Annotated in this window: 17 protein-coding genes; 9 read left to right on the plus strand and 8 right to left on the minus strand. The window is 59.9% G+C overall.

The annotated features are described in order from the left end of the window. Window positions 1–254 precede the first annotated feature (254 nt). The 5 genes from AC06G5_RS14240 to AC06G5_RS14260 all read left to right on the plus strand — a co-directional run bounded on the left by AC06G5_RS14240 (window position 255) and on the right by AC06G5_RS14260 (window position 9,283). Window positions 255–3,746, plus strand: coding sequence for a response regulator (locus tag AC06G5_RS14240; RefSeq protein WP_413704898.1), 3,492 nt, complete (start codon window positions 255–257; stop codon window positions 3,744–3,746). Continuing rightward, entirely contained in the window at window positions 3,746–4,579 is an 834-nt protein-coding gene (locus tag AC06G5_RS14245) for a CheR family methyltransferase (protein WP_413422839.1), read from the plus strand. Before AC06G5_RS14240 ends, AC06G5_RS14245 begins: the two co-directional genes overlap by 1 nt. A 93-nt stretch (window positions 4,580–4,672) precedes the next feature. Further along, window positions 4,673–5,935: a hybrid sensor histidine kinase/response regulator gene (locus AC06G5_RS14250; protein ID WP_413422837.1), complete on the plus strand. Its 1,263-nt coding sequence runs from the start codon at window positions 4,673–4,675 to the stop codon at window positions 5,933–5,935. Further along, window positions 5,932–6,309, plus strand: a complete 378-nt coding sequence (locus AC06G5_RS14255; protein WP_007970583.1) for a response regulator — start codon at window positions 5,932–5,934, stop codon at window positions 6,307–6,309. Before AC06G5_RS14250 ends, AC06G5_RS14255 begins: the two co-directional genes overlap by 4 nt. Window positions 6,310–6,409: 100 nt before the next feature. Next, the gene (locus AC06G5_RS14260) at window positions 6,410–9,283 is read left to right on the plus strand and encodes an RHS repeat-associated core domain-containing protein (RefSeq protein WP_480459732.1); all 2,874 of its coding nucleotides are present in this window, start codon (window positions 6,410–6,412) and stop codon (window positions 9,281–9,283) included. Window positions 9,284–9,316: 33 nt separating this feature from the next. On the opposite strand, the gene AC06G5_RS14265 is transcribed toward AC06G5_RS14260, so the two are convergent. Both AC06G5_RS14265 and AC06G5_RS14270 read right to left on the minus strand, forming a co-directional pair. Then, window positions 9,317–9,439: a hypothetical protein gene (locus AC06G5_RS14265; RefSeq protein WP_413422871.1), complete on the minus strand. Its 123-nt coding sequence runs from the start codon at window positions 9,437–9,439 to the stop codon at window positions 9,317–9,319. Between the two features lie 45 nt (window positions 9,440–9,484). Continuing rightward, on the minus strand, window positions 9,485–10,540 hold the full coding sequence (locus AC06G5_RS14270; protein ID WP_413704896.1) for a tetratricopeptide repeat protein: 1,056 nt from the start codon (window positions 10,538–10,540) through the stop codon (window positions 9,485–9,487). Between the two features lie 184 nt (window positions 10,541–10,724). Here AC06G5_RS14270 and AC06G5_RS14275 point away from each other — a divergent pair, with 184 nt between their 5' ends. The 3 genes from AC06G5_RS14275 to AC06G5_RS14285 are packed head-to-tail and all read left to right on the plus strand — an operon-like array spanning window position 10,725 to window position 14,002. Further along, the gene (locus tag AC06G5_RS14275; protein WP_480459733.1) at window positions 10,725–12,860 is read left to right on the plus strand and encodes an FUSC family protein; all 2,136 of its coding nucleotides are present in this window, start codon (window positions 10,725–10,727) and stop codon (window positions 12,858–12,860) included. Then, window positions 12,850–13,050 (plus strand): DUF1656 domain-containing protein, encoded by a 201-nt coding sequence (locus tag AC06G5_RS14280; RefSeq protein WP_008001544.1) that lies wholly within the window; start codon window positions 12,850–12,852, stop codon window positions 13,048–13,050. Before AC06G5_RS14275 ends, AC06G5_RS14280 begins: the two co-directional genes overlap by 11 nt. Window positions 13,051–13,054: 4 nt before the next feature. Then, window positions 13,055–14,002, plus strand: coding sequence for an HlyD family secretion protein (locus AC06G5_RS14285; RefSeq protein ID WP_413422827.1), 948 nt, complete (start codon window positions 13,055–13,057; stop codon window positions 14,000–14,002). Between the two features lie 591 nt (window positions 14,003–14,593). Here the strand turns inward: AC06G5_RS14285 and AC06G5_RS14290 are convergent. Genes AC06G5_RS14290 through mexE form a run of 3 tightly spaced genes read right to left on the minus strand, consistent with a single transcriptional unit; the run spans window position 14,594 to window position 20,460 of the window. After that, window positions 14,594–16,015: an efflux transporter outer membrane subunit gene (locus AC06G5_RS14290; RefSeq protein WP_413422825.1), complete on the minus strand. Its 1,422-nt coding sequence runs from the start codon at window positions 16,013–16,015 to the stop codon at window positions 14,594–14,596. Continuing rightward, window positions 16,015–19,194 carry an efflux RND transporter permease subunit gene (locus AC06G5_RS14295; protein WP_480459734.1) on the minus strand — a complete coding sequence of 1,060 codons (3,180 nt, stop codon included), beginning with the start codon at window positions 19,192–19,194 and terminating at the stop codon, window positions 16,015–16,017. The genes AC06G5_RS14290 and AC06G5_RS14295 overlap by 1 nt, the downstream gene beginning before the upstream one ends. 12 nt (window positions 19,195–19,206) lie before the next feature. Continuing rightward, window positions 19,207–20,460, minus strand: a complete 1,254-nt coding sequence (gene mexE, locus AC06G5_RS14300) for a multidrug efflux RND transporter periplasmic adaptor subunit MexE (protein WP_480459736.1) — start codon at window positions 20,458–20,460, stop codon at window positions 19,207–19,209. Window positions 20,461–20,832: 372 nt separating this feature from the next. Here mexE and AC06G5_RS14305 point away from each other — a divergent pair, with 372 nt between their 5' ends. Continuing rightward, window positions 20,833–21,840, plus strand: a complete 1,008-nt coding sequence (locus AC06G5_RS14305) for an Ldh family oxidoreductase (RefSeq protein WP_480459738.1) — start codon at window positions 20,833–20,835, stop codon at window positions 21,838–21,840. Window positions 21,841–21,966: 126 nt separating this feature from the next. Here the strand turns inward: AC06G5_RS14305 and abaF are convergent, their stop codons facing one another. From abaF to AC06G5_RS14320, 3 genes are all read right to left on the minus strand, one after another. Next, a complete protein-coding gene (abaF, locus tag AC06G5_RS14310; protein ID WP_480459739.1) occupies window positions 21,967–23,364 on the minus strand; it encodes a fosfomycin efflux MFS transporter AbaF in 1,398 nt (465 codons plus the stop codon). Between the two features lie 75 nt (window positions 23,365–23,439). Then, complete coding sequence (locus AC06G5_RS14315; RefSeq protein WP_095942202.1) at window positions 23,440–24,357, minus strand: dihydrodipicolinate synthase family protein; 918 nt, start codon at window positions 24,355–24,357, stop codon at window positions 23,440–23,442. A gap of 125 nt (window positions 24,358–24,482) precedes the next feature. Beyond that, on the minus strand, window positions 24,483–25,511 hold the full coding sequence (locus AC06G5_RS14320) for a trans-3-hydroxy-L-proline dehydratase (RefSeq protein ID WP_480459741.1): 1,029 nt from the start codon (window positions 25,509–25,511) through the stop codon (window positions 24,483–24,485). Window positions 25,512–25,524 lie beyond the last annotated feature (13 nt).

Below are 25,524 nucleotides of genomic sequence, written 5' to 3' on the forward strand. Positions count from 1 at the left end.
ATGGCTTTCCTGAAAATGACGGGTTTTCTGGCGAGTGAAATCGCTGGCCTCTTGCATCAGTAAGTAGCGGATCCCGACAAGTTCCCGGCGTCGTGAAAAAGAATTGCACTGCAGGTCGCGCAAGGATAACCCGTGTACCTGAACGGGAGCAGCGGAATGTAGGACCTTGCGCTAAAACACGTCAGAAAATTGGATCAATGTGCCAGATATGGGGCAAACTCCTTGCAATCTGACAGTTCGACAAGGCCTGCCCCATGCCCTCAGCGTCCTCGGTTGATGAACAACGATTTCATAAACTCCTGAGCCGCAACATCAGCCTGCCATTGGGGCTGGGCCTCATCAGCGCGGTGTTCTTCGTTTCGCTGATCACCTATCTGCTGTCGACGATCAAGTGGGTGGAACACACCGACCGGGTGATCAATAACGCCAATGAAGCGGTCAAGCTGACCGTGGACCTGGAAACCGGAATGCGCGGTTTCCTGCTAAGTGGCGATGAACATTTCCTCGATCCCTACGAAACCGCCAAGCCGCGAATTGCCGTGGCCCTCGACACCTTGCTTGAGCTGACCGCGGATAATCCAGTGCAAACCGACCGCCTGCTGCGGTTGCAGGCATTGCAGCTGGAGTGGGCCAACTATGCGCAATCGATGATCGATTTGCAGCGCAGCAGCGGTGACTATCGCGCCGTGGTCAAGGCCGGACGCGGCAAGCGCCTGACCGATGAAATTCGCAAGCAGTTCGAGGAAGTGATCGACACCGAACAGCATTTGCGCACCGCTCGCAATGAAGAGGTGCGGCAGAGCACAGTCTGGAGCATCAGCCTCTATCTGTTGTTCATTGCCGGCGTCAGCGGCTTGCTGGCGTATGTCGGGCGCCGCGATCTGCTCAATCTCTCGCAAAGTTACAGCGTCAATCTCGCTGCCCAACAAGCCAGCGCCCATCACCTGGAGCAGCAGGCCTGGCTGCGCAACGGCCAGACCGAGCTCGCGGAGCAGGTGCTGGGGCAATTGAGCCTTAACCTGCTGGGACGCAACATCCTGCAATTTTGCGCGCAGTACCTGGGCACCGCCGTGGGGGCGATTTATGTCCGGGAAGATCATGGAGGCCTCAAACGCATTGCCTCCTATGGTTTCTCCCGTGAACAGGAAACCCTTGGACAACAGATCTACAGCGACGAAGGCATAGTCGGCCAGGTGGTGCAACAGGCGCGGCTGATTCGCCTCGACGAGGTGCCGGGCGATTATTTCAAGGTCAGCTCCGGCCTCGGCGAAGGTTTGCCGCGCAGCGTGCTGGTGGTGCCGACCAGTGACGATGACCGGGTCAACGGCGTGATCGAACTGGGCTTTCTGCGCCCTCTGAGTGACCGCGACACCGAACTGCTGGAACTGATAGCCGGCAACATCGGCACCTCCATCGAAGCGGCGCGCTATCGTCAGCGTCTGCAGGACGTGCTGGCCGAAACCCAACAGCTCAACGAAGAACTGCAAGTGCAGCAGGAAGAGCTCAAGACCGCCAACGAGGAACTCGAAGAGCAGTCGCGGATTCTCAAGGAATCGCAAGCTCACCTGGAAACCCAGCAGGTGGAGCTTGAGCAAACCAATGAACAACTCGCCGAGCAGGCGCAGGTGCTGGCCGATCAGCGTGATGCCATGGACTTGAAGAACACCGAGCTCAACCAGGCGCAGATCCAGCTTGAAGAACGCGCGGTCGAGTTGCAGCGCTCAAGCAAGTACAAGTCAGAATTCCTCGCCAACATGTCCCACGAGCTGCGCACTCCGCTGAACAGCTCGTTGATCCTGGCCAGGCTGTTGGCCCAAAACACGGAGCAAAACCTCAGCGCCGAGCAGGTCAAGTTCGCCGAGTCGATCTACTCCGCCGGCAATGACTTGCTCCACCTGATCAACGACATTCTGGATATTTCCAAAGTCGAGGCCGGGAAACTGGAAATCCGTCCAGAGAACACCAGCGTGGTGCGTCTGGTGGATGGCCTGCATGACCTGTTCCAGCCATTGGCCACGGACAAGCGGCTGGATTTCCAGGTGGATATGCAGGAGGGTGTGCCGCTGATGCTGTTCACCGACCACCAGCGTCTGGAGCAAGTCCTCAAGAATCTGCTGTCCAACGCGCTGAAATTCACGCAAAGCGGTAGCGTCAGCCTGTCCGTCGCCCCCGTGCTGAACGACGGCATCGCGTTCAGCGTGCGTGATTCCGGGATTGGCATTGCGCCAGACCAGCACGAAAGCATCTTCGAAGCGTTCCGCCAGGCCGATGGCACCACCAATCGGCGTTATGGCGGCACCGGGCTGGGTTTGTCGATCTCCCGTGATCTGGCGGCCTTGCTCGGCGGCTCCATCAGTGTGGCCAGCACACCGGGGCAGGGCAGTGTGTTTACCCTGGTGTTGCCGCAGCAATACGTAGAACCCGGTGAAGTGCCTGTTGAACCGATGCGAGCCGCTCCTGTGGCGGCTGCGCCGAGGGTATCGCCACCCACGTTGTCGCCACTGATAGCCGAAGTCGACATTCCGCGTTTCGACGATGATCGCAACAACGGTCCGTTCAGCAGCCGCTGCATACTGGTGGTGGAAGATGAAGCGAACTTTGCGCACATCCTCTACGATCTTGCCCATGAACTGGGTTATCAGTGCCTGGTGGCCCATGGCGCCGACGAAGGCTACGACCTGGCCAGGACGTTCATCCCCGATGCGATTCTGCTGGACATGCGCCTGCCGGATCATTCCGGCCTGACCGTGCTGCAACGCCTGAAGGAACACGCCGAAACCCGGCATATCCCGGTGCATGTGATTTCGGTCGAAGACCGGGTCGAAGCGGCTATGCACATGGGCGCCATTGGCTATGCGGTCAAACCGACCACCCGCGAGGAACTCAAGGATGTATTTGCCCGCGTTGAGGCCAAGCTGACCCAGAAGGTCAAGCGCGTGCTGCTGGTCGAGGACGACGATTTGCAGCGCGACAGCATTGCCCGCCTGATCGGCGACGATGACATCGAGATCACTGCCGTTGGCCTGGCACAGGAGGCGTTGGACCTGCTGCGCACGTGCGTATTCGATTGCATGATCATCGACCTCAAACTGCCGGACATGCTCGGCAATGACTTGCTCAAGCGCATGTCCACCGAAGACATCTGCTCATTTCCGCCCGTCATCGTCTATACCGGGCGCAACCTGACCCGCAATGAAGAGGCCGAGCTGCGCAAGTATTCGCGTTCGATCATCATCAAGGGCGCACGCTCTCCGGAGCGGCTGCTGGACGAGGTGACGCTTTTTCTGCACAAAATCGAATCACGGTTGTCCCATGAGCGGCAGCAGATGCTCAAGGTCGCCCGCAGCCGCGACAAGGTCTTCGAAGGCCGCAAGGTGCTGCTGGTGGACGACGATGTGCGCAACATTTTCGCCCTCACCAGCGCGCTGGAGCAAAAGGGCGCAGTTGTGGTCATTGGCCGCAACGGCCTTGAAGCGATTGAACGATTGAATGAAGTGGAGGACATCGATCTGGTGTTGATGGATGTGATGATGCCGCAGATGGATGGTTTTGAAGCCACGGCTGAAATCCGCAAGGACCCGCGCTGGCGCAAGCTGCCGATCATCGCGGTGACCGCCAAGGCCATGAAGGACGATCAGGAGCGGTGCCTGCAAGCCGGCGCCAACGATTACCTGGCCAAGCCCATCGACCTGGATCGACTGTTTTCGCTGATTCGTGTGTGGTTACCGAAGATGGAACGCATCTAGTGGAGCGCAGTTTTTCAGTGGAGCGAAACAGCGATATCGAATTGCGATTGTTGATCGAGGCGATCTACCTCAAGTACAGCTACGATTTTCGTGATTATTCCGGCGCTTCAATCAAGCGCCGGGTCAACCATGCGATGAGTCAGTTCGAGTGCAGTACCATCTCGGCGCTGCAGGAAAAGGTCCTGCACGATCCGACGGCCTTCATGCAATTGCTGCAATTGCTGACTATTCCGGTCAGCGAGATGTTTCGCGACCCTTCGCACTTCATGGCCATCCGCAAGGAAGTGGTGCCGCTGCTTCGAACCTATCCTTCGATCAAGATCTGGATCGCCGGATGCAGCACCGGTGAAGAGGTGTATTCGATGGCCATTCTGCTGCGCGAAGAGGGCCTGCTCGACCGCACGATCATCTATGCCACCGACATCAATCCGCGCTCCCTGGAAAAAGCCAGGCAAGGGATTTTCTCGATGGAGAATGTCCGCGCCTACACTGCTAATTATCAGCAGGCCGGTGGCCAGTGTTCGTTTGCCGACTACTATACGGCGGCCTATGGGTACGCGATTTTCGATAAGACCCTGAGCGAGAACGTGACCTTCGCCGATCACAGCCTGGCGACGGACAGCGTATTTTCAGAAACTCAATTAATTTCATGTCGTAACGTACTGATTTATTTCAATAAAAAACTTCAGAATCGGGCATTCGGACTGTTTTATGAATCCCTCTGCCATCGCGGTTTTCTGGTGTTGGGCAGTAAGGAAACCCCGAGTTTTTCAGCCTTCGGCAATCAGTTCGAGCCGCTGGTCAAACAAGAACGGATCTACCGAAAATCATGAGCAGTGCAACGAACCTTACAGTTATCGAAGCGATCGTGATCGGTGCCTCGTACGCGGCATTGGCCGTCTGCTTGTCGAGCTGGAACGAATCGCATGCTGAGTAATATCCCGGCCAAACTGCTGATCGTCGACGATCTGCCGGAGAATCTGCTGGCGCTCGAAGCGCTGATCAAGTGTGAGGACCGGATCGTGTACAAGGCGTTGTCCGCCGACGAAGCCTTGTCACTGCTGTTGCAACACGAATTCGCCATGGCCATCCTCGATGTGCAGATGCCCGGCATGAATGGCTTCGAGTTGGCCGAGCTGATGCGTGGCACGGAAAAAACCAGGAACATCCCGATTGTTTTCGTCAGCGCCGCCGGGCGTGAACGGAACTACGCGTTCAAGGGCTATGAAAGCGGTGCCGTGGACTTCCTGCACAAACCGCTGGACATCCATGCGGTCAAGAGCAAGGTCAATGTGTTCGTCGACCTGTATCGCCAGAGCAAGGCGATGCAGGAACAGGTGTTGGCCCTGGAGCAGAGCCGCCGAGAGCAGGAGGCATTGCTCGAGCAACTGCAAAACACCCGGCTGGAACTGGAACAGGCGGTGCGCATGCGCGATGACTTCATGTCTGTCGTCGCCCACGAAGTGCGCACGCCGCTCAACGGCCTGATCCTTGAAACCCAGTTGCGCAAGATGCACCTGGCCCGGGACAACGCCGCCGCCTTCACCCTGGACAAGATGCACGCCATGGTCGACCGCGACGAACGGCAGATCAAAAGCCTCATTCGCTTGATCGAAGACATGCTCGATGTTTCGCGCATTCGCACCGGAAAGTTGTCGATCCGGCCGACACGGTTCGACCTTTGCGCGTTGATTCGCGACCTGTTGCATAATTTTTCCCGGCAAATCGACGCCGCCGAGGCGTCGGTCACGCTGGATGCCGAGCAGCCGGTGATCGGAAACTGGGATGAATTTCGTATTGAACAGGTCATTTCCAACCTGTTGACCAACGCCTTGCGCTATGGGGCCAAGAGCCCGGTCTCGGTGAAGGTCTACAGTGAAGGGAGCACGGCGCTGGTGGACGTGCGGGACCAGGGGATCGGCATCGGCGAGGAAAACCAGAAGCGGATTTTCCAGCAGTTCGAACGGATATCGGCCAGGCACGCCGTTGCCGGACTGGGCCTGGGATTGTTTATTTCAGAACAGATTGTCACCGCCCATGGCGGTACTATTACGGTCCAGAGCAGGATTGGCGAAGGCGCCTTGTTTCGCGTTTGTCTGCCGCTGCAGGAAAACAGCCAGCCAAACGCAACCTCTGATCGACCCCACGGTCGTATCAGCAGCAAACGACCGAACAAAGGCTTCCCATGAGCGAAGATGCACAAGATGTAGTACTCGTCGTCGAGGACGATCCGTCGATTCTGATGGTGCTGTCCGCTTATCTGTCAGGCGAGGGTTACCGCGTATTGCAGGCCGAAAACGGCGAGCAGGCTTTTGAGATCCTGGCGAGCAAGCCGCACCTGGACATGATGATCACCGACTTCCGCCTGCCCGGTGGAATCTCCGGCGTGCAGATCGCCGAGCCCGCCGTGAAGCTGCGACCGGAGCTCAAGGTGATCTTCATCAGCGGCTATGCCCAGGAAATCCGCGAGACCGACAGCCCGATCACCCGCAAGGCGCCGATCCTGGACAAGCCATTCGATCTGGATAAGTTGCAGGAACTGATGCAGGACATGCTTTCGTAAGCGTGTTGGTCATGCGCGTACCTGTAGTTTCTGACAGTTGACGGTGGTGTTGTATCAGCAGATAAACGTTTCGGACGTCATGTGATCCGGAGCGAGCGCAATGCACCGTCATACACCAACACTTTCAGTGATTGATCCGCGTCGCTCCGTCGTACGTGAAATTGCCTATCATCGGTGCTCGGTCAGCCAAGCCCCTCAAGCACGCATCACCCAACATATCTACAGCATCCGCAACCGCGCCAGTCACAGCCGCGATCCCCGGCTTTTTGCTCTTCATGATCACGATGGGTCCGCACCCGCCAATCAAACCACAGTCACCACTCTCACCGGGCAGCCTTTGCTCTCTGTGAATCTGGACGCCGGATGGCGGGTTAGTATTTACGGTGCTGCCCAGCAAAGGCTGGAAAATTGGGACCAGAAACTTAATCACCTGCGCATGACCTACGATTTCTCTTTGCGCCCGGAGGGCGTTTTTGAATCGGCGACAGGTGAAGAGCAGCGCACGGCTTGTTTTGTGTATGGCGACGATTCGCCAGAGTCCGCCAGGCACAATCGCTGCGGTCAGTTGATCCGTCACGATGACGGTGCGGGTACTCAGCACTTCAGCGAATTCAGTTTGTTCGGTGCATGTTTGCAGCAGACTCGTTGCTTTCTGGCGCAAGTTCAATTGCCTGACTGGCCAGTGAACGAAACCGAGCGCGATAAATTGCTCGAGCCTCAAGGGGCGCTCACACAAATAGGTTTTAACAGTGTCGGCGAGTGGGTACGGCATATTGATGCTTTGGGCAACGAACAACTCCAGCGTCAGACCGTTGCCGGTCAATTGTTCGAAACCCGCATCAAGCTGGCTGACGCCGATGATGAAATCACCCTGATGGGTGACATTCAATACAACGCTTTCGGACAAATCGTGCAGCAAACCGCCGGTAACGGCGTAGTCACTCGCGCCGTTTTCGATCCCGAGGATGGGCGGCTGGCAACGCTGCAAGCGCAACTGGCAGGTCAGCCACCGTTACAGAGTCTGACGTATGCCTATGATCCAGTCGGTAACCCGATTCGTATCACTGACAACACCCAGTCGATCCGCTACTCGCGCAATCAACGCGTTGCCGCGATCAGTACCTGGCAGTACGACACCCTCGGTCAACTCATCGAAGCCAGCGGTCGACAACGTTGCAATGCCTCGGGCGGCCCCCATTTGCCGGCATTCGTTTCGCCACCGGACCCTGGCCAACTGGAGAACTATCTCCAGACGTTCAACTACGACGCCAGTGGCAATCTGGATACCCTGCATCACTACGCTGACAGCGCAAATCGATCCGAGCGAACGGCTGTTGCAACCTTGAGCAACCGAAGCCTGCCGTGGGGCGATGGCATCGAATCACCAGGGGACAGTGAAATTGCTGCTGCGTATGACGCCTGCGGCAATCTCAAGGTGCTTCAACGGGGACAGACACTGCACTGGGATACACGCAACCGCTTGCGTCAGGTCGATCAGGTGGTGCGCGAGGACGAACCTGCTGACATGGAAGTTTATGTCTATGACGGCGATGACCAACGTGTGCGAAAAATCCGTACGGCTTACACCGGCACATTGACCCGTACCCATGAAACCCGCTACTTGCCGGGTGTGGAGATTCGTACAAGTCCCGATGAGACTCTGCATGTCATCAGTGTCCAGTGCGGTAGATGCACCGTGCGGATCCTTCACTGGGAAAGGGGCTCGTCACCGGAAGGTGCCCGGCATCAGTTGCGTTACTGCCTTGCCGATCATCTGGAATCCTGCACGCTGGAACTGGATAAAGACGCCAGACTCATCAGCCAGGAAAGCTACTATCCCTACGGCGGCACATCCTGGTGGGCGGGTAGGGACAAGGTTGAGGCCAGCTACAAGACGATTCGGTATTCAGGAAAGGAGCGGGACGCAACGGGGCTGTATTACTACGGATTTCGGTATTACATGCCGTGGCGACAGCGTTGGTTGAACGCCGATCCGGCGGGAACGCTAGATGGGTTGAACCTGTATCGGATGGTGGGGGGCAATCCACTCGGGCATGTCGACTGGCTCGGATTGGCCAAAACCCGGATTGGCAAAGTGAAGCGCATCACTGCGACCCTCGCTGCAATTGGCCGGGGAACTGTCAAGGCGGCCGCAGGATATGGCGCAAAGCAACTGGTAAGAAAGGCCTTGAAAGCATCGCTGGGGCGAATGGCAAGTTACCCCGTCGCAATAATGTCAGGCATGGCGGCGGGCTATGTAGGTGGCTCGACTGTGGCCCATGTTCTGGAACGCGAAGATTACAGCGTTATCCGCAAAAATCTGACCGTCGCGGGTGTGGGAATTCTCAGCTTTGGTGTGGGATTCACCCTTGGTTTAACAGCACCCGACCCAATCAGTATGGTTGAAGGGGTTGTCAAATCAATGGGGACGAAGGCGGTTGGGCGGGTAGTTTCCAGGATAGGTCCCAGCATTGCTCCGGATATCAGCACGCGAGGTGCGCTGGCCGTTAATACGATTGCCAATTTGAGCGGCAATATGGCTAAGGGTATGTGGTCCGCAAGCGCGCCTGAAGGCGTTCATCCGATACTGAACTCTGTCGCCGGTATCGTGATGAAAACTGCAGTGAGCGATGCGATTCGCTTTGTTGGCGGTGTGAGCTCTCGACTCAAGGAAAGTAGGCATCACCAATTGATGACCGTGCCGACAGGCGGGGAGTTGATCGACGCCGGAAAATCGTTGATTCACGAAACGGCGGTGCAGTCGGTTTACAAGCTGGGCAATACCGAAGTCGACAAAGGGCTGACCGCTGTATTGGGGTTGCAGACCTCAGAGTCGGCATGGCGGGCCGGGATCAGGCAGTTGAAACCCGCTAATGAGGTCAGCGCTGTGGGGATCTACTTATACAACGAACAACAAAACGGGCAGGTGATCGCGGCGCATAAAAAAGTATCCGGTACGACAATGCAGGTGTGACGGCGGGAACATTGAGAAGTCCATCACTCGCATTCAGGCGCTGATTATCTCCCGCACTTTCGCTGTCAACAGATCGAAGGTAAATGGCTTGGTGATCATCTGCATTTCCGGATCGAGGAAGCCGCCGCGCGCTGCTGCGACGAGCTGCCTGTTCACTTGACCCTTGGTCGAGACATCGGCTCAACGAAATGTCAGTCGAGGTCAAAGCCCTTGTTGCAATGCCGGATCATCGGGGTTCATCTGTTCGAGTTGGGCCAACAGGATCTGCACGTTTTGCAGCTGCCCGCTTTCCTTCCAGTAATTGATCAGCAGCACCCGGGCCTTGCGATCGTTCGGATGGCGCTGAACGATTTCCTGCAACTGTTTCTGTGCCGCATCCAGTTCCTGCTCGACATGCAACGTGGTGGCCAGGTCGTAGCGGTAATCCCGGTTGTTCGGCTCAAGTTCAACGGCCCTGGACAGGCCGAGGAGGGCGAACTCGCTTTGGTCGTGATGCAGCAACCAGAGACCCAGGGCATGTTGCAGGTAGGCCGAATCGGGTTGCGCCTGGAGCTGCCTGGCCAGCAGTTGCCGGGCGGCGTCGTTCTGACCCTGTTTGTCCAGCACTTCGATTTGCAGCACCAGCGCCGGAAGGTTGTCCGGCGCCAGGCGCAGGGTGTTGTCCAGCGCCTGTTGCGCGTCCTTGAGCTCGGCGTTGTGCAGGTGCAGCCGGGCCAGTTGGTATTGGTTGTCGGCGTTTTGCGGCTCACTCTTGAGCACTTGCTCCCAGGCATCGATGGCTTGCTCCAGCGGCCCGAAATACAAACCGAGTTCATCCGGGGACAAACCCAGCAGCGCGTTGATCGCGGCCAGCCGCACGCTTTGTTCGCTGTCATCGAGCAATGGCCCCAGCAATAAACTGCGCTGGCCGTTCGGTACCAGGCCGCTGATGCTCCTGATCGCGGCGATTCGCACCTCGGGCGACTCGTTCTGCAAGTCGGCATTCGCCAGCTTCAGGGCCACCGAGCTTGGATAATTGGGCAACTCGGCATGCAACCAGACACGGCGCTTGGGGGGAAGGTCCGCACGCCCCAACTGCTGATAGAGCACCCGCGCAGCACCTGGTTGACCGGCCCGGGCAGCCGCCAGCGCTTCGCTGTAGCCACGCTGAATAGCTTCGGGAACCATCGGGGTGGTATCGCGCAGGGAAAACCACGCAAGGCCGATGACGAGCAGGGCGAAGAGGCTGATAAACAGATAGCGGCGGGACTTGGGCATGCAGGAATCCGGAAGCTGGCTAACTTTTGCAAAGGCGCCAGCTTCGGTCAGGCCGGGCTTTGAGTCAAACCTTGACGACGTTCACTGACGATTCAATGGGCCTGCAAGCGGTGTCGACGGCAAAACCTGTCGAGGCCCCGCTGCAGTGACTACGCTTGCTGGAGGCGTCTCGACGAGTGTTCCCATGCAAGCGTTGTTGCAGTACTTCAAGGCCATTCTCAACCCCGGCCCCGGGGTATTGCTGTTTGCCTTGCGAACCATGGCGGCCGGGTTGTTGACCCTGTACCTGGCGTTTTTGTTCGATCTGGAGCAACCCAAGTGGTCGATCATGGCCGTGGTCATCATCAGCCAGCCACTGGGCGGCATGGTGCTGGCCCGCAGTTTTGGCCAGGTGATCGGCACCACGGCGGGCGCGGTCGTGGCGGTGTTGATCATGGCGATCTTTCCCCAGGCGCCGCTGCCGTTCATCACCACCCTGGCGTTGTGGCTGGCGCTGTGCACCGCCGGTGGCACGCTGTTGCGCTACACCAGTTCCGGGGCGTTCGTGCTCAGTGGCTACACCGCCGTGGTCATCGCGTTGCTGGCGATTCCCGATCAGGACGGTACCTTTTTGCTGGCGGTGACCCGCCTCACCGAAACCTTGCTGGCGGTTGCCTGCGTGTGTGTGGTCAGCCTGCTCACCGCCAGGCCGGAAGCCGTGGCCCGGGATTACTTCGCCAGGATCGATCAGATCACCCGGTTGCTGGCCACCCATGCCAGCGCGGTCATCCGCACTGAAGAGAGCGAAGCTGACTTTCAGCTGCGGCAAATGCAGCTGCTGGGCCAGATCAGCGGCCTGGAGGGCGTACGCCGACACATGTACTTCGATGCGCCACGGTTACGCAGTGCCAACGGCCTGGTGCAACTGTTGGGTAACCAATTGGTGTTGTTGACCGCGCGCCTGACAGCTCTGCGCCACCAGCGCCTGCTGTTGACCGAGCGCTGGGAGGGCGAACTGCCTGAAGAAATTCAACGGTTGCGCGCCGAGGAACTGGCCTTTCTCGATGAACTGGCGCGTAAGGGGCGATCGCTGTCCAGTGAACAGCGCCATTACTTCACGTCGTTGCAACAACGCTTTGATGAGCTGGCCTACAGAGCCGAACAATTGACCGAGCCGCTGCCGGCCACCTTGCGCTCGCTGGCCTGGTCGCTGCGCTGGGAGCAGGCACGCCTGCTACAGCAGCTTGAGCAGATTCTGGAGTTGAGTGATGCCATCCAGAGCGGACGACCCGCCAGCAGCGTGTTTCGCGGGCGCGAAAATCCGCTGCACCTGGACTTCACCCTGGCGACCATGAATGCCATCCGGGCCTTTTCCGCGCTGTTGATCGCCGGCCTGATCTGGATCGAAACCGGCTGGGACGGTGCACGAGCCGGCATGGTGCTGCTGGGTATCCTGTGCTCGCTGATGTCGACGTTTCCCCGGCCGCTGCTGGCCGTTCAAAGCTATGCGCGGGGATTCGTGCTGGCGCTGGTGGCCTCGGCGCTCCTTCAGTTCATGTTTGTTCCGATGATCAGCAATTTCGAGATGCTTGCCTTGCTGCTGGCGCCCTTGCTCTATGCCGTTGCAGTGGGGTTGGCCAGTCCACCCACTACCGGTACCGGCATGGGCCTGGGGCTCACGACTTTTCTGCTGCTCGGACCGTTGAACGTGGGGATCGGTCAAAACACCGCGACCCAGTGGTTCGAATTTGCCGGGGCTTATACCTGCGCGACCGTGCTCGCGTTGAGTGTGTATGTGCTGATCTTTCCGTTCATGCCGGACTTGCGCATGCGCCGGCTGCATAGAGAGAACTGCGAGCAGGTGTATGCCTTGCTGAAAACCTCGGCAACCGATGAACAGCAGTTTGCTTTCGAGAGTCGAATGGTTGATCGCCTGACCATGATGCTGGGGCTGCTGCCAGCGACCCAGGAGCCACAATCGCGTGAGCGGTTTCAAACCAGCCTGGGCTGCATGGCACTGGGTATTGCCTTGAATCAGCTGCGGCAGCAGGGGCAGAACAACGCACTGTTGAGTGCGGATCTGCAAAGTCGGCTGTTTTCGACCGTCCGGGACACCGGAAGGCTGGTTGCCGGCCGGCCCGGAGTCGAAGTGGCGCAGGTACTCGACAACCTGCGCGCCTTGGGCGACGAACTGGATGCCCTGCATACCGATGTTCATGAGCGCTTGTGGTCGGTGTTCCGCATGCGTGTGGCGCTGCTGATCGTGGTGTCGTTCGTCGAGCGGTATCGCGGCTACTTTCAACCCGCTGGCCTTGAAGGAGACCCTGTCCTTGCCCATTGATCTGGAAGTGGGTGGTGCCTATCTGCCCCCGATTGCTCAGGCGCTGCTGTTGGGCCTGCCGATTTTCCTGTTGCTGGACTGGACGTTGCGCCGTCTCGGTGTGCTGCAGTTTGTCTGGCATGAGGCACTGTTCGAAGGCGCGTTGTACGTTTGTGTCTGCGCCACGTTGATACTGGTGATGGGAGCCTGATGCCTTGAAGAACATCCTTTCCCGACTCACGACGGTCGCGGTGGTGCTGCTGGCGCTCATCCTGGGCTGGTTCGCCTGGGAGCATTACACCCGTGCGCCCTGGACCCGGGATGCCCGGGTGCGTGCCGATGTGGTGACCTTGTCCGCCGATGTTTCCGGGCGGATCGTCAGCCTGGCCGTGCAGGACAACCAACACGTGAACAAAGGCCAGGCGCTGCTGGAGATCGATCCGGCGCGTTACACGCTGGCAGTGGAACATGCCAAACGTGCGGTTGAGGTGTCGAAAGCCTCGCTCGGGCAGGCCCAGGCGAACATTACCGCCAGCGAAGCCTTGCTCAAGCAACGTCAGAGCGAGGAACAACGGCGGCGCACGCTCAAGGATCGTTCGGCGATTTCCGGCGAAGAGTGGGAAAAAGCCAACACCGATGTGTCGGTGGCCCAGGCTGACCTGCTGCGTAATCAGGCCAATCTGGTGTTGGCCCAGGCCAACGTGCAACTGGCCATCGCGGCACTGACCCAGTCCGAGCTCGACTTGCAGCGTACCCACGTCGTCTCCCCGGTGACCGGCTACGTCACCAATCTGCTGACCCGGGAGGGCGACTACGCTTCGGCCGGCGGTCCATTGCTGGCACTGGTGGACAGCGATTCGTTCTATGTCAGTGGTTACTTTGAAGAAACCAAGCTGCCGCGGATCGGGGAGGGCGACCGGGTCAAGATCGAGTTGATGAGTGGCGAAACGTTCGGCGGCAAAGTGCAGAGCATTGCCTTCGCCATCGCCGACCGGGAAAACCTGCCGGGCGGACGATTGCTGGCGAATATCAACCCCAGTTACACCTGGGTCAAACTGGCACAAAGGGTGCCGGTGCGGATCGAGATCGATGCCGATTATGCCGGTAAAGACAAATTGCGCGCCGGGACCACCGCGACGGTGACCGTCCAGGAACACCCCTGATCCCTGTAGGAGCGAGCTTGCTCGCGATGGTCGTTAACGATGTCGCGTGTTAACTGACTAAACGCGGCGCTCTTGAGTCCATCGCGAGCAAGCTCGCTCCTACAAGAGATATGCGTTGCCTGGACAAGGCAAAAAAAAGCCCCGCGACCGAATGAGACGCAGGGCAAGGAAACTGGTTGGTTGCGGCCAACCCTGTAGGAGCGAGCTTGCTCGCGATGGTGGTCAACGATGACGCGGGAGCCCTGAAAAAACGCGGCGCCCTGGAGTTTTTCGCGAGCAAGCTCGCTCCTGCAAGGGATTTGCGTTGTCTGCAAAGTCAAAAAAAAGCCCCGCGACCGAATGAGACGCAGGGCTAAGGAATTGGTTAGTTGCGGCCAACCCTGTAGGAGCGAGCTTGCTCGCGATGGTCGACAACGATGACGCGGGAGCCCTGAAAAAACGCGGCGCCCTCGAGTTTTTCGCGAGCAAGCTCGCTCCTACAAGGGATTTGCGTTGTCTGCAAAGGCAAAAAAAGCCCCGCGACCGAATGAGACGCAGGGCAAGGAAATTGGTTGGTTGCGGCCAACCAAAGGAGCGCTTTAAGGCATCGGGTCAGTTGCTCGCGACCGTCTCCGGCTGCCAGCCACCTCCGAGGGCCTTGTAGATCGCGACTATGCCGCGATACAGGTCCACTTCAGCCTGGGCCTGGGTGTCTTCGGCCGCCAGGCGTTCTCGCTGGGCATCGAGCAGCACGAGGAAATCGGACGTGCCTTCGCGGTAGCGGATTTGCGCGAGGTCGGCGGCCGAGCGGCTGGACTCGCTCTGACGGATCAGCGAGATCAGGCGCTGTTGGCGTTTGCCGTAGTCGCTGAAGGCGTTTTCCGATTCTTCCAGGGCCAGCAACACATGCTGCTCGTAGGTCGCCAGGGCGCCTTCGGCATCGGCGTCGGCGCCACGTATGCGGGCTTTTACGCTACCCAGGTCAAACGCGGCCCAGGTGATGCTCGGGCCCAGCGCCCAGGCGTTGGCCGCCGAAGAACCAATCTGCGAACCACGTCCGGCGGTCCAGCCGAGGAAGCCGCTGAGGCTGACCCGAGGGAACAGATCCGCCTTGGCCACGCCGATACGCGCGGTGGCCGAAGCCAGTTGGCGTTCGGCGCTGAGGATGTCCGGACGGCGTTGCAGCAGCTCGCCCGGATCGCCGATCGGCAAGGCCTTGGCAATCGCCGGCAGGTCTTTGGGGCTCAAGTCCACGGTCAGCTTGTCCGGACGTTCACCCAGCAGGGTGGCGATACGGTTTTTCTGCCGCACCTGTTCGGCCTGCAGTTGCGGCACGCTGGCTTCAACCGACGCCAGTCGCGCGTCGGCACGCTCCACATCGAGCTGGTCGCCGACGCCGGCATCACGCAGGCTGACCGTGATCTTGCGCGACTCGCGCTGGTTTTCCAGGTTGGCCAGGGCGATTTTCTCCCGCAGTTGCGCGCCGCGCAGTTGCCCGTAGGAGTCCACCAGTTCGGCAATCATGGTCACTTGCAGCTGGTACAGGTCGGCTTCGAACGCCTGTTGCTCGGCGTTGGCCGACTCCAGGTTGCGCTGGATGCGACCGAACAGATCAATCTCCCAGGCCATGTCCAGGCCCAGGTCATAGCGTTCGCTGTTGACCCGCTTGGTGGTCTGGCCCGGGATCTGGCCTTTGCCCAGGTCACTGCTGACGCGGCTGGTGATGGTCGGCATGGCGTCGTTGCTGACGTCATCGCGGATCGCCCGCGCAGCTTTCCAGCGGGCGAAGGCAACGCGCAGATCGCGGTTGCCTTGCAGTGATTGCGTCACCAACTGGTTGAGGGTCGGGTCTTCGAACTGTTGCCACCAGATGCCTTCGAAATGTGAACGGTCAAAGTTCTTCTGGCCGGCGGCGCCATCGGTGGCGGCCGTGATGTTGGCCGCCTCGGTGGTTGGAGTCTTGTAGTCGGGGCCCACGGCACAGGCACTCAAGGCCAGTGCCAGCAGGCTCGGCAGGAACGCTTTCAAACTCATCAGTGCGACTCCAGCTTCAGGTTGGCCTTGGCAGCTTTGCGTGTCTGGCCGCGCTCGACAAAGTTACGAATCAATACGTAGAACACTGGCGTCAGCAACAGGCCGAAGAAGGTCACCCCGAGCATCCCGGAGAACACCGCCACACCCATGGCATGACGCATTTCGGCACCGGCACCGCTGGAGAACACCAAAGGCACGACACCCATGATGAACGCGAAGGAGGTCATCAGGATCGGCCGCAGACGCAGGCGGCAGGCTTCGAGGACCGCAGCCAGCGGGTTGAGGCCTTCGAGCTGTTTATCCTTGGCGAACTCGACGATCAGGATCGCGTTCTTGCACGCCAGGCCCACCAGTACGATCAGGCCGATCTGGGTGAAGATGTTGTTGTCACCGCCGGAGGCAATCACACCGGTGATGGCCGACAGCAGGGTCATCGGTACGATCAGGATCACCGCCAGTGGCAGGCTCCAGCTTTCGTATTGAGCCGCCAGTACCAGGAACGCCAGCAGCACGCAGAGCGGGAACACGAACAGCGCGGTGTTGCCGGACAGGATCTGCTGGTAGGTCAGGTCGGTCCATTCGTAGGTCATGCCGTTGGGCAGTTCTTCCTTGAGCAGTTTCTCGATGGCTTTTTCGGCCTGGCCGGAGCTGTAGCCCGGGGCTGCCGCACCGTTGATTTCAGCGGTGATGAAGCCGTTGTAGTGCATCACGCGGTCCGGGCCCGAGGTGTCGCTGACCTTGATGAAGGTCGCCAGCGGGATCATCTCGCCCTTGTTGTTACGCACTTTCAGCTGGCCGATCTGGTCGGATTCGAGGCGGAACTGTTGTTCGGCCTGGACGTTGACCTGATAGGTGCGACCGAAGCGGTTGAAGTCGTTGGCATACAGCGAGCCCAGGTAGATTTGCAGGGTGTCGAAGATGTCGCTGACGGCCACGCCGTGGGTCTTGGCTTTTTCGCGGTCAATAGCCGCATCGACCTGTGGCACGTTCACCGTGTAGCTGGTGAACAGACCGGCCAGTTCCGGAACGCTGTGGCTCTTGGCAATGATGTTCATGGTTTCCTTGTACAGCTCTTCGTAGCCCAGGTTGCCCCGGTCTTCGATCTGCAGGCGGAAACCGCCGATGGTGCCCAGGCCTTGTACCGGCGGCGGCGGGAAGATCGCCATGTAGGCTTCCTGGATGTTCGCGTACTGGCCGTTCAAGGCACCGGCAATGGCCCCTGCGGACATGCTCGGGTCTTTGCGTTCGTCGAACGGTTTGAGGGTCACGAACACGATGCCGGCGTTCGGGCTGTTGGTAAACCCGTTGATCGACAGGCCAGGGAAGGCCACCGCACTTTCCACGCCAGGCTGTTTCAGCGCCAGCTCGGACATGCGCTTGATCACGTCTTCGGTGCGATCCAGGCTCGAGGCATCTGGCAATTGCGCGAAGGCCACCAGGTATTGCTTGTCCTGGCCGGGTACGAAACCGGTCGGGGTGCTGGAAAAACCGAAGAAGGTCAGGACCATCAGGCCGGCGTACAGCAGCAGGGCGATGCCGCTGGAGCGGATCACACGGGCAACGGTGCCGACATAACCATGGCTGGCCTTTTCAAAGAAGCGGTTGAACGGGCGGAACAGCCAGCCGCCAAAAATCTTGTCCAGCACCTTGGAGAAACGGTCTTTCGGCGCGTCGTGGCCCTTGAGCAATACCGCGGCAAGCGCCGGCGACAGGGTCAAGGAGTTGAAGGCCGAGATCACCGTGGAAATCGCAATTGTCAGGGCGAACTGCTTGTAGAACTGCCCGGTCAGGCCGGAGATGAACGCCGCCGGAACAAACACCGCACACAGCACCAGCGCCGTGGCAATGATGGGACCGGTCACTTCACGCATGGCGCGTTTGGTGGCTTCCACCGGGGTCAGTCCGAGTTCGATGTTGCGCTCGACGTTCTCCACCACCACGATGGCGTCGTCCACCACGATACCGATCGCCAAGACCAGGCCGAACAGCGACAGGGCGTTGAGCGAGAATCCAAACAGGTGCATCACGGCAAAGGTACCGATCAGCGAGACCGGCACAGCCACCAACGGAATGATCGAGGCGCGCCAGGTTTGCAGGAACAGGATCACCACCAGTACCACGAGGATCAGCGCTTCGAAGAGGGTGTGGACCACCGCCTCGATGGAGCCGCGCACGAAGATCGTCGGGTCATAGACGATGCTGAAGTCCATGCCTTCGGGGAAGCTCTTCTTCAGTTCGGCCATTTTGGCCCGCACTTCATTGGAGATCTCGATGGCGTTGGAGCCAGGGCGCTGGAAGATCGGGATCGCCACCGCCGGCTGGTTGTTCAGCAGCGAGCGCAGGGCGTACTGGCTGGAGCCCAGTTCGACGCGAGCGATGTCTTTGAGGCGAGTGATTTCACCGTTGTCGCCAGAGCGAATGATGATGTTCTCGAACTCTTCCTCACTGACCAGACGGCCCTGAGTGTTGACCGACAACTGGAATGCCGTGGCATTCGGAGCAGGCGGCGCACCCAATGCACCGGCCGCCACTTGGCGGTTCTGCTCGCGAATCGCCGTGACCACATCGGTCGCGGTCAGATTGCGCGAAGCGGTCTTGTTCGGGTCGAGCCAAACACGCAGCGAGTAATCGCCCATGCCAAACAACTGCACATCACCGACACCGCCCAGGCGCGCCAGCTCATCCTTGATGTTGAGCAGGGCGTAGTTGGACAGGTACAGCATGTCGTAGCGTTTGTCCGGCGAGGTCAAGTGCACAACCATCGTCAGGTCGGGCGACGCCTTGTCCACGGTGATACCGATGCGCGTCACTTCCTCGGGAAGTTTCGGCTCGGTCCGGGTCACGCGGTTCTGTACCTGTACCTGTGCGTTGTCCAGGTCCGTACCCAGGGCAAAGGTGATGGTCAGGGTGATCTTGCCGTCAGCGGTGGATTGCGAGGACATGTACAGCATGTTCTCGACGCCGGTGATGGCTTGCTCCAGCGGAGCGGCCACGGTTTCGCCGATGACTTTCGGGTTGGCACCCGGGAAGTTGGCGCGTACCACCACGGTGGGCGGCACGACTTCCGGGTATTCGCTGATCGGCAACTGGAACAGCGAGATCGCACCGGCGATCAGGATCAGCAGCGACAGCACCGCTGCGAAGATCGGCCGCGAAATGAAGAATTGGGAAAAATTCATCTTGGAAATCCCTTAACCGCGTGGGGTCGTGGCAGCCAGTTTCACAGCCGTACCCGGTGCAACCCTGGCAGGCGCGACTTGGGGCAGGTTGCTGGCTTCCAGCGCTTGGCGTTGTTGTGCGAGTGCCGCGAGGGTTTGTTCGCTGGCCATCGGAATCACTTCAGGAGTGACCGGTGAACCAGGACGTACCCGTTGCAGACCCTTGACGATGATGGTGTCGTCCTTGTTCAGGCCGCTGCGCACGATGCGCAAGCCTTCAATCTTCGGACCCAGTTCCACGGCGCGGTAGGCGGTCTTGTTGTCGCCATCCATCACGATCACGAACTTCTTGCCCAGGTCGGTGCCGACCGCTTCATCGTTGATCAGCGTGGCGCTGTAGGTGCCGCTGCCCACCAGTTTCAGGCGTGCATAAAGGCCCGGGGTGTAGCTGCCATCGCTGTTGTCGAATACGGCGCGACCACGGATGGTGCCGGTTTTCGGGTTGACCTGGTTGTCGACGAAGTTCATCACACCCTGGTGCGGGTTGCCGTCCTCGTTGGACAGGCCCATGTAAACCGGGGTAGTGGCGCCGCGCTTGCCCTGGCGAGCGAGCTCCGTGTACTTGAGGAACACACGTTCGTCGGCGTCGAAGTAGGCGTACACCTTGTCAGTGGAGACCACGCTGGTCAGCGGGGTCGTGTCGGCGGTCACCAGGTTGCCGGCGGTGATTTCCGCACGGCTGACGCGGCCGCTGATCGGTGCGGTGACGCGGGTGAAGCTCAGGTTCAATTTAGCCAGATCAAGCTGCGCTTGCAGGGCACCGACGGCGGCGCGGGCTTCCTGTGCGGCGCTGGTACGCGAATCGGCCAGTTCGGCGGAAATGGCGTTGCTGGTGCGCAGGCGCTCACCGCGCTGGGCTTCGTTTTCACTGCGGGTGGCATTGGCGCGCGATTGAGCAACCAGTGCTTCGAGGCGGCGGACCTCAGCCTGGAACGGACGCGGGTCGATCTGGAACAGCAGGTCGCCTTTCTTGACCAGGGCGCCTTCAGTGAAGGCCACTTCATCGATCTGGCCGGAGACCCGTGGACGAATCTCGACGGTTTCCGGCGCTTCGAGGCGACCAGTGAATTCGTCCCATTCGTTGACCGGTTGTTCCAGCACCTTGGCCACGCTGACCTTGGCTGCGGGCATGCTGGCGGCAGTTTGCGGGGCCTTGCCGCAAGCGCTGATCACCACTACGGCCAACAAAGCCAACGGGAAGCGCAAATGTTTGAGTGACTGTTCCATGGATGCATCCGCCAATGTGTTGAGATTGGCGAATGATGCGCGGCGGGTTTGTATCTCACGAATCGAATGGGGCGAAGGTAACTATCATTCGGAATGATATGAGGCCCAAGCCAGCCCTCTAGCCTGCGCCTTGCGTTCGGTTGTCATCAACTGGATTGATGACAATTGTGTGTTGCATTGGATGCAATAGTCAGACTTGGAACCGTGTTGCGGCTTTCGCGAGCAGGCTCGCTCCTACAGGGATCCTTGTCGTTCCCAAATCGCTGTGGGCTTGCCTGCGCTGTGCCAATTTCGTCACCGCCAAGGCCCAAACCCATCAAGCCATAACGCCTCGGACGGACCACTCTGACCGGTCTGTCCAAGGAGATGACCATGATCCGACTGACCCTGATCGAAGCCCGTGAGTTGGCCGAATCGATCTTGTTGTACAACGGTTTTAATCTGGCCCACGCACAAGCGGTGGCGGCGACGGTGATTGCTGGCGAACGTGATGGCTGTGCCTCCCACGGTTTGTACCGGATTCTGGGGTGTGTGAATTCCCTGCGTGCCGGCAAGGTGTCAGCCGATGCCGAGCCGCAGGTGGTCGACCAGGCGCCGTCGATTGTGCGGGTGGATGCTGGCGGTGGCTTTTCGCAGTTGGCGTTTCAGGCGGGGTTGCCGTTGCTGGCGCAGAAAACCCGGGCCAACGGCATTGCGGCGTTGGCAATCAACCGCTGTGTACATTTCTCGGCGCTGTGGGTGGAGATCGAGCAACTGACTGCTGCCGGTCTGGTGGCACTGGCGTGTAATCCGAGCCACGCCTGGGTGGCGCCGGCCGGAGGACGACTGCCGGTGTTCGGCACCAATCCCATTGCCTTCGGTTGGCCGCGTGCGGGGCAGGATCCGTTTGTGTTCGACTTCGCCACCAGCGCGATTGCCCGTGGTGATATCGAACTGCACCGGCGTGCCGGCAAGGCGATTCCCGAAGGTTGGGGCGTCGACGCCCAGGGCCGGCCGACCACCGATGCCAACGTGGTGCTCGACAGCGGCGCGATGCTGACGTTCGGCGGGCACAAGGGTTCGGCGCTGGCGGCGATGGTGGAGTTGATTGCCGGGCCGCTGATTGGTGACCTGACCAGTGCCGAGTCGTTGACTTACGACGGGGGCAGCAAGTCGTCGCCGTACCATGGCGAGTTGATCATCGCCCTGGACCCTCGGCGCTTTCTGGGGGACGCCACTGAAGAACATTTGGCCCGGGCCGAAACGTTGTTCCAGGGCATTGAAGGGCAGGGCGCACGCTTACCGTCGCAACGACGTTACGCGGCGCGGGTACGCAGCCTGGTGGAGGGCGTGCAAATTCCCGAGGCGCTGTACAACGACCTCAAGGCCTTGCTCGCCTGATTGAATCAAAGTGCTCAATAAAGATCGTAGCCTGCGGCAACTCCTGCAGGAATGGTATCCACCCGTTTATGACGGGCGAATGCGGTCAGTGCAGGCGCTGGCGAAGCCTGCGATCTTTCAGGGCCATCAAGCCAAAGAGTCACCCCGGCGCGGGGTGGCTGGCACGCCTGCGTCCACGGCAGCAACCCGCGCCGCCGACTCGGCATCCACCTGGCGCAATGATTTGCCACGGGTCTCGCGGGTCAGGCCGACAGCCACCACGGAAATCAGCGCGGCGCCCACCAGATACCAGGCGATCGGAGTCGAGCTCTGGTACTTGTTGAGCAAGGTGATGGCGATCAGCGGTGCCAGGGAACCGGCGAAGATCGGCGCCACCTGGTAGCACAGGGACAGCGCGGTGTAGCGTACGTGGGTCGGGAACAGTTCAGCCATCAGCGCCGAGTAAGGCGCGTAAGTCATCGACTCGATGGCCAGGCCCAGAGTGATGGCGGCCATGATCAGCCAGTTGTTGCCGGTGTCCATCATCGGGAAACCGATGAAACCCCAGAACGCGGTGAGCACCGCGCCGGTCAGGTACACCGGCTTGCGCCCGACGATGTCCGACAGATAGCCCATCAGCGGGATCAGGAAAAAGTGCACCAGGTGCGCGCCGAACATCAGCAGCAGAATTTGCGAAGTGTCCTTGTGCACCACCAGTTTCAGATAGGTAATCGAGAACGTCACCACGGTGTAGTAGAGGATGTTCTCGGCAAAGCGTGCGCCGATTCCCACCAGCACCGAACGCCAGTGATGACGCAGCACTTCCACCACACCGAGCTGTTGCTGTTTGGTCTGTGCCTGACGAGCCTGGGCTTCTTTGAAGATCGGCGCGTCATCGACGCTGGTGCGAATCCAGTAACCGATCAACACGACTACCGCCGAGAACCAGAACGCCACGCGCCAGCCCCAGGCAAGGAACTGTTGCTCTGACAGGTTCGACGACAACAGCAGCAGGGCGACCGTGGCCACCAGGTTGCCGGCCGGCACCCCGGCTTGCGGCCAACTGGCCCAGAAACCCCGACGATTGTCCGGGCAGTGTTCGGACACTAGCAGAATCGCGCCGCCCCATTCGCCACCGAAAGCGAAGCCTTGGATCAACCGCAACAGCACCAGTAGCACCGGCGCGGCGTAACCGATCTGGTCGAAGCCAGGCAGGCAACCCATCAGGAAGGTGGTGATGCCGACCACTACCAGGCTCAGTTGCAGCAGGCGTTTGCGGCCGAATTTGTCACCGTAGTGACCGAATACCAGACCGCCCAGCGGCCGGGCGAGAAAGCCGACCGCGTACAAGGCGAAGGCGGCGATGATGCCGTCGATGGGGTTGTCGGTCTGGCGGAAGAACAGCTTGCCGAAAACTAATGCCGAGGCGGTGCCGTAGAGAAAGAATTCATACCACTCGGCGACGGTGCCTGCCATGGCGGCGGCCACTACGCGTTTGAGTCCCGAGGGCGTGGTTGCGCTTTGCGTGTGTTGAGGATTCGACATGCTGACGTACCTTGTTAAGGCGCAAAAAAAAACGGGCAGCCGGGCGGGGCCAGTAAAGGCCCGCCCGGCAATCACTCAGAGACCGACGTCCGGTAGTTCCGGGCGGTTGGCCAACGCCTTGGCCATGATTTGCTCGACAAATACGCGGTCGGCTTCCGGCAGGGCCAGGCGTGGCGGACGGGTCAAGGCGCTGCCGCGACCGGCGATGGCTTCACACAGCTTGATGCATTGCACCAGGTCGGCACGGGCATCGAGGTGCAGGATCGGCATCAGCCATTCGTAGATCGGCATGGCTTCGGCGAAACGACCGGCCTTGGCCAGGCGGAAGATGGTTTCGCCTTCTTTCGGGAACACGTTGGACATGCCCGAGACCCAACCTTCGGCACCCACGGCGATGCTTTCCAGCACCACGTCGTCGAGGCCGGCGAACAGCACGAAACGGTCACCGACTTCGTTGCGCACGTCGATGAAGCGGCGGGTGTCGCCGGAGGAATCCTTGAAGCACACCACGTTGTCGCAGTCGGCCAGGGAAATCAGGATGTCCGGGGTGACGTCGTTCTTATAGATAGGCGGGTTGTTGTAGACCATCAGCGGCACGTCGGCGTTTTTCGCCACGTAGCGGTAATGCTCGGCGGTCTCGAACGGCTTGGAACCGTAGACCAGCGCCGGCATCAGCATCACGCCATCGACGCCGACCCGGCGTACGGCATTGGCGACCTTGGCCGCTTGCAGGCTGGTGAACTCGGCCACGCCGCAAATCACCGGTACGCGACCACGGGCGGCATCGACAGCGACTTCAGTCACGGCGATTTTCTCTTCGGCGGTCAGCGAGGTGTTTTCACCCACCGAGCCGCAGACCACCAGGCCCGACACGCCGTCGCGGATCACGTTGGAAATCACCTGATGGGTTTTTTCCAGGTTGATAGAGTAGTCATCGTTGAATTGAGTGGTCACCGCCGGGAAGACGCCACTCCAGTTAATGCGCTTGCTCATTGTTGTCTCCGATTCGTTAATAGTATTTCGTATACGACATTTAAAATGACAATGCTCGGCCAGTGCTTTTTCTGGTTTTCAGGGGTTTTTACTGGCCGATGGCCTGGGGGGCAGGGATTGCGTGATCAGGCGCCGGGCCAAGTGTCGGACAGGCGATAGCCTTGTGGCCACGGATCGCTTGGGTCGAGCAGCAATTGATGGGTGCCGGTGATCCACGCCCGGCCGGAAATGCACGGGTAAATCGCGGCGCGGCCGGCGACTTCGGTCAACGAATCAATGCGGCAGTGGAACTCGGAGCCGATAATCGAACGGCCGACAAAACGCTCGCCAACCTGCATCAAGCCTTTGGCCTGCAACACCGCCATGCGCGCCGAGCAACCCGTGCCGGTGGGGGAGCGGTCGATCTTGCCCGGTTGAATCACCACCGCATTGGCGCCGGTGGCGACGCCGTTCTCATTGACGATCGGCGCGGCGATCTGGCAGAAGGAAATGTGCGACCACTCGGGATTCAGCGGATGCACGAAGCCCAGTTGTTCGTTGGCCGCTCGAGTGATTTTCAGCCCGACCGCCACCAGATCGGCCGCTTCATCCGGGCGGATGGAGAAACCCAGGCCTTTGGCATCGGCAATCACAAAACTGTCGCCACCATAAGCGGTGTCAACCTTCAGCGAGCCGATGCCTTCGACTTCAATCCACGCATCCAGTCGATCAGCGAAGGACGGCACGTTTTTCACTTCCACCCGTTGCACCTTGCCATCCCGGCAGTCGGCCACGGCTTCGATCAGGCCGCCGGGCGCTTCCAGCACCAGGCGTGTTTGCGGCTCGGTCATGGGCAGGATGCCGCTGTCGAGCAATACGGTGGCGACGCACAACGAGTTGGAGCCGGACATCGGCGGGGTGTCCGCCGGTTCCATGATGATCCAGGCCATCTGCGCCCGTGGGTCCTTGGCCGGAACCAGCAGGTTGACGTGGCGAAACACGCCGCCGCGGGGTTCGTTGAGGACGAAGTTGCGCAGGGTTTCGTCCCGGGCGATCCAGCGTGACTGTTCCCACACGGTGGCGCCTGGCGGCGGGGCGACACCGCCCACGATCACGTCGCCGACTTCGCCTTCGGCGTGGCAGCTGACTACATGAATGACTTTTGATGAACGCATGGTTTGCTCCTTG

The organism is Pseudomonas sp. WT-JTC (assembly GCF_056711565.1).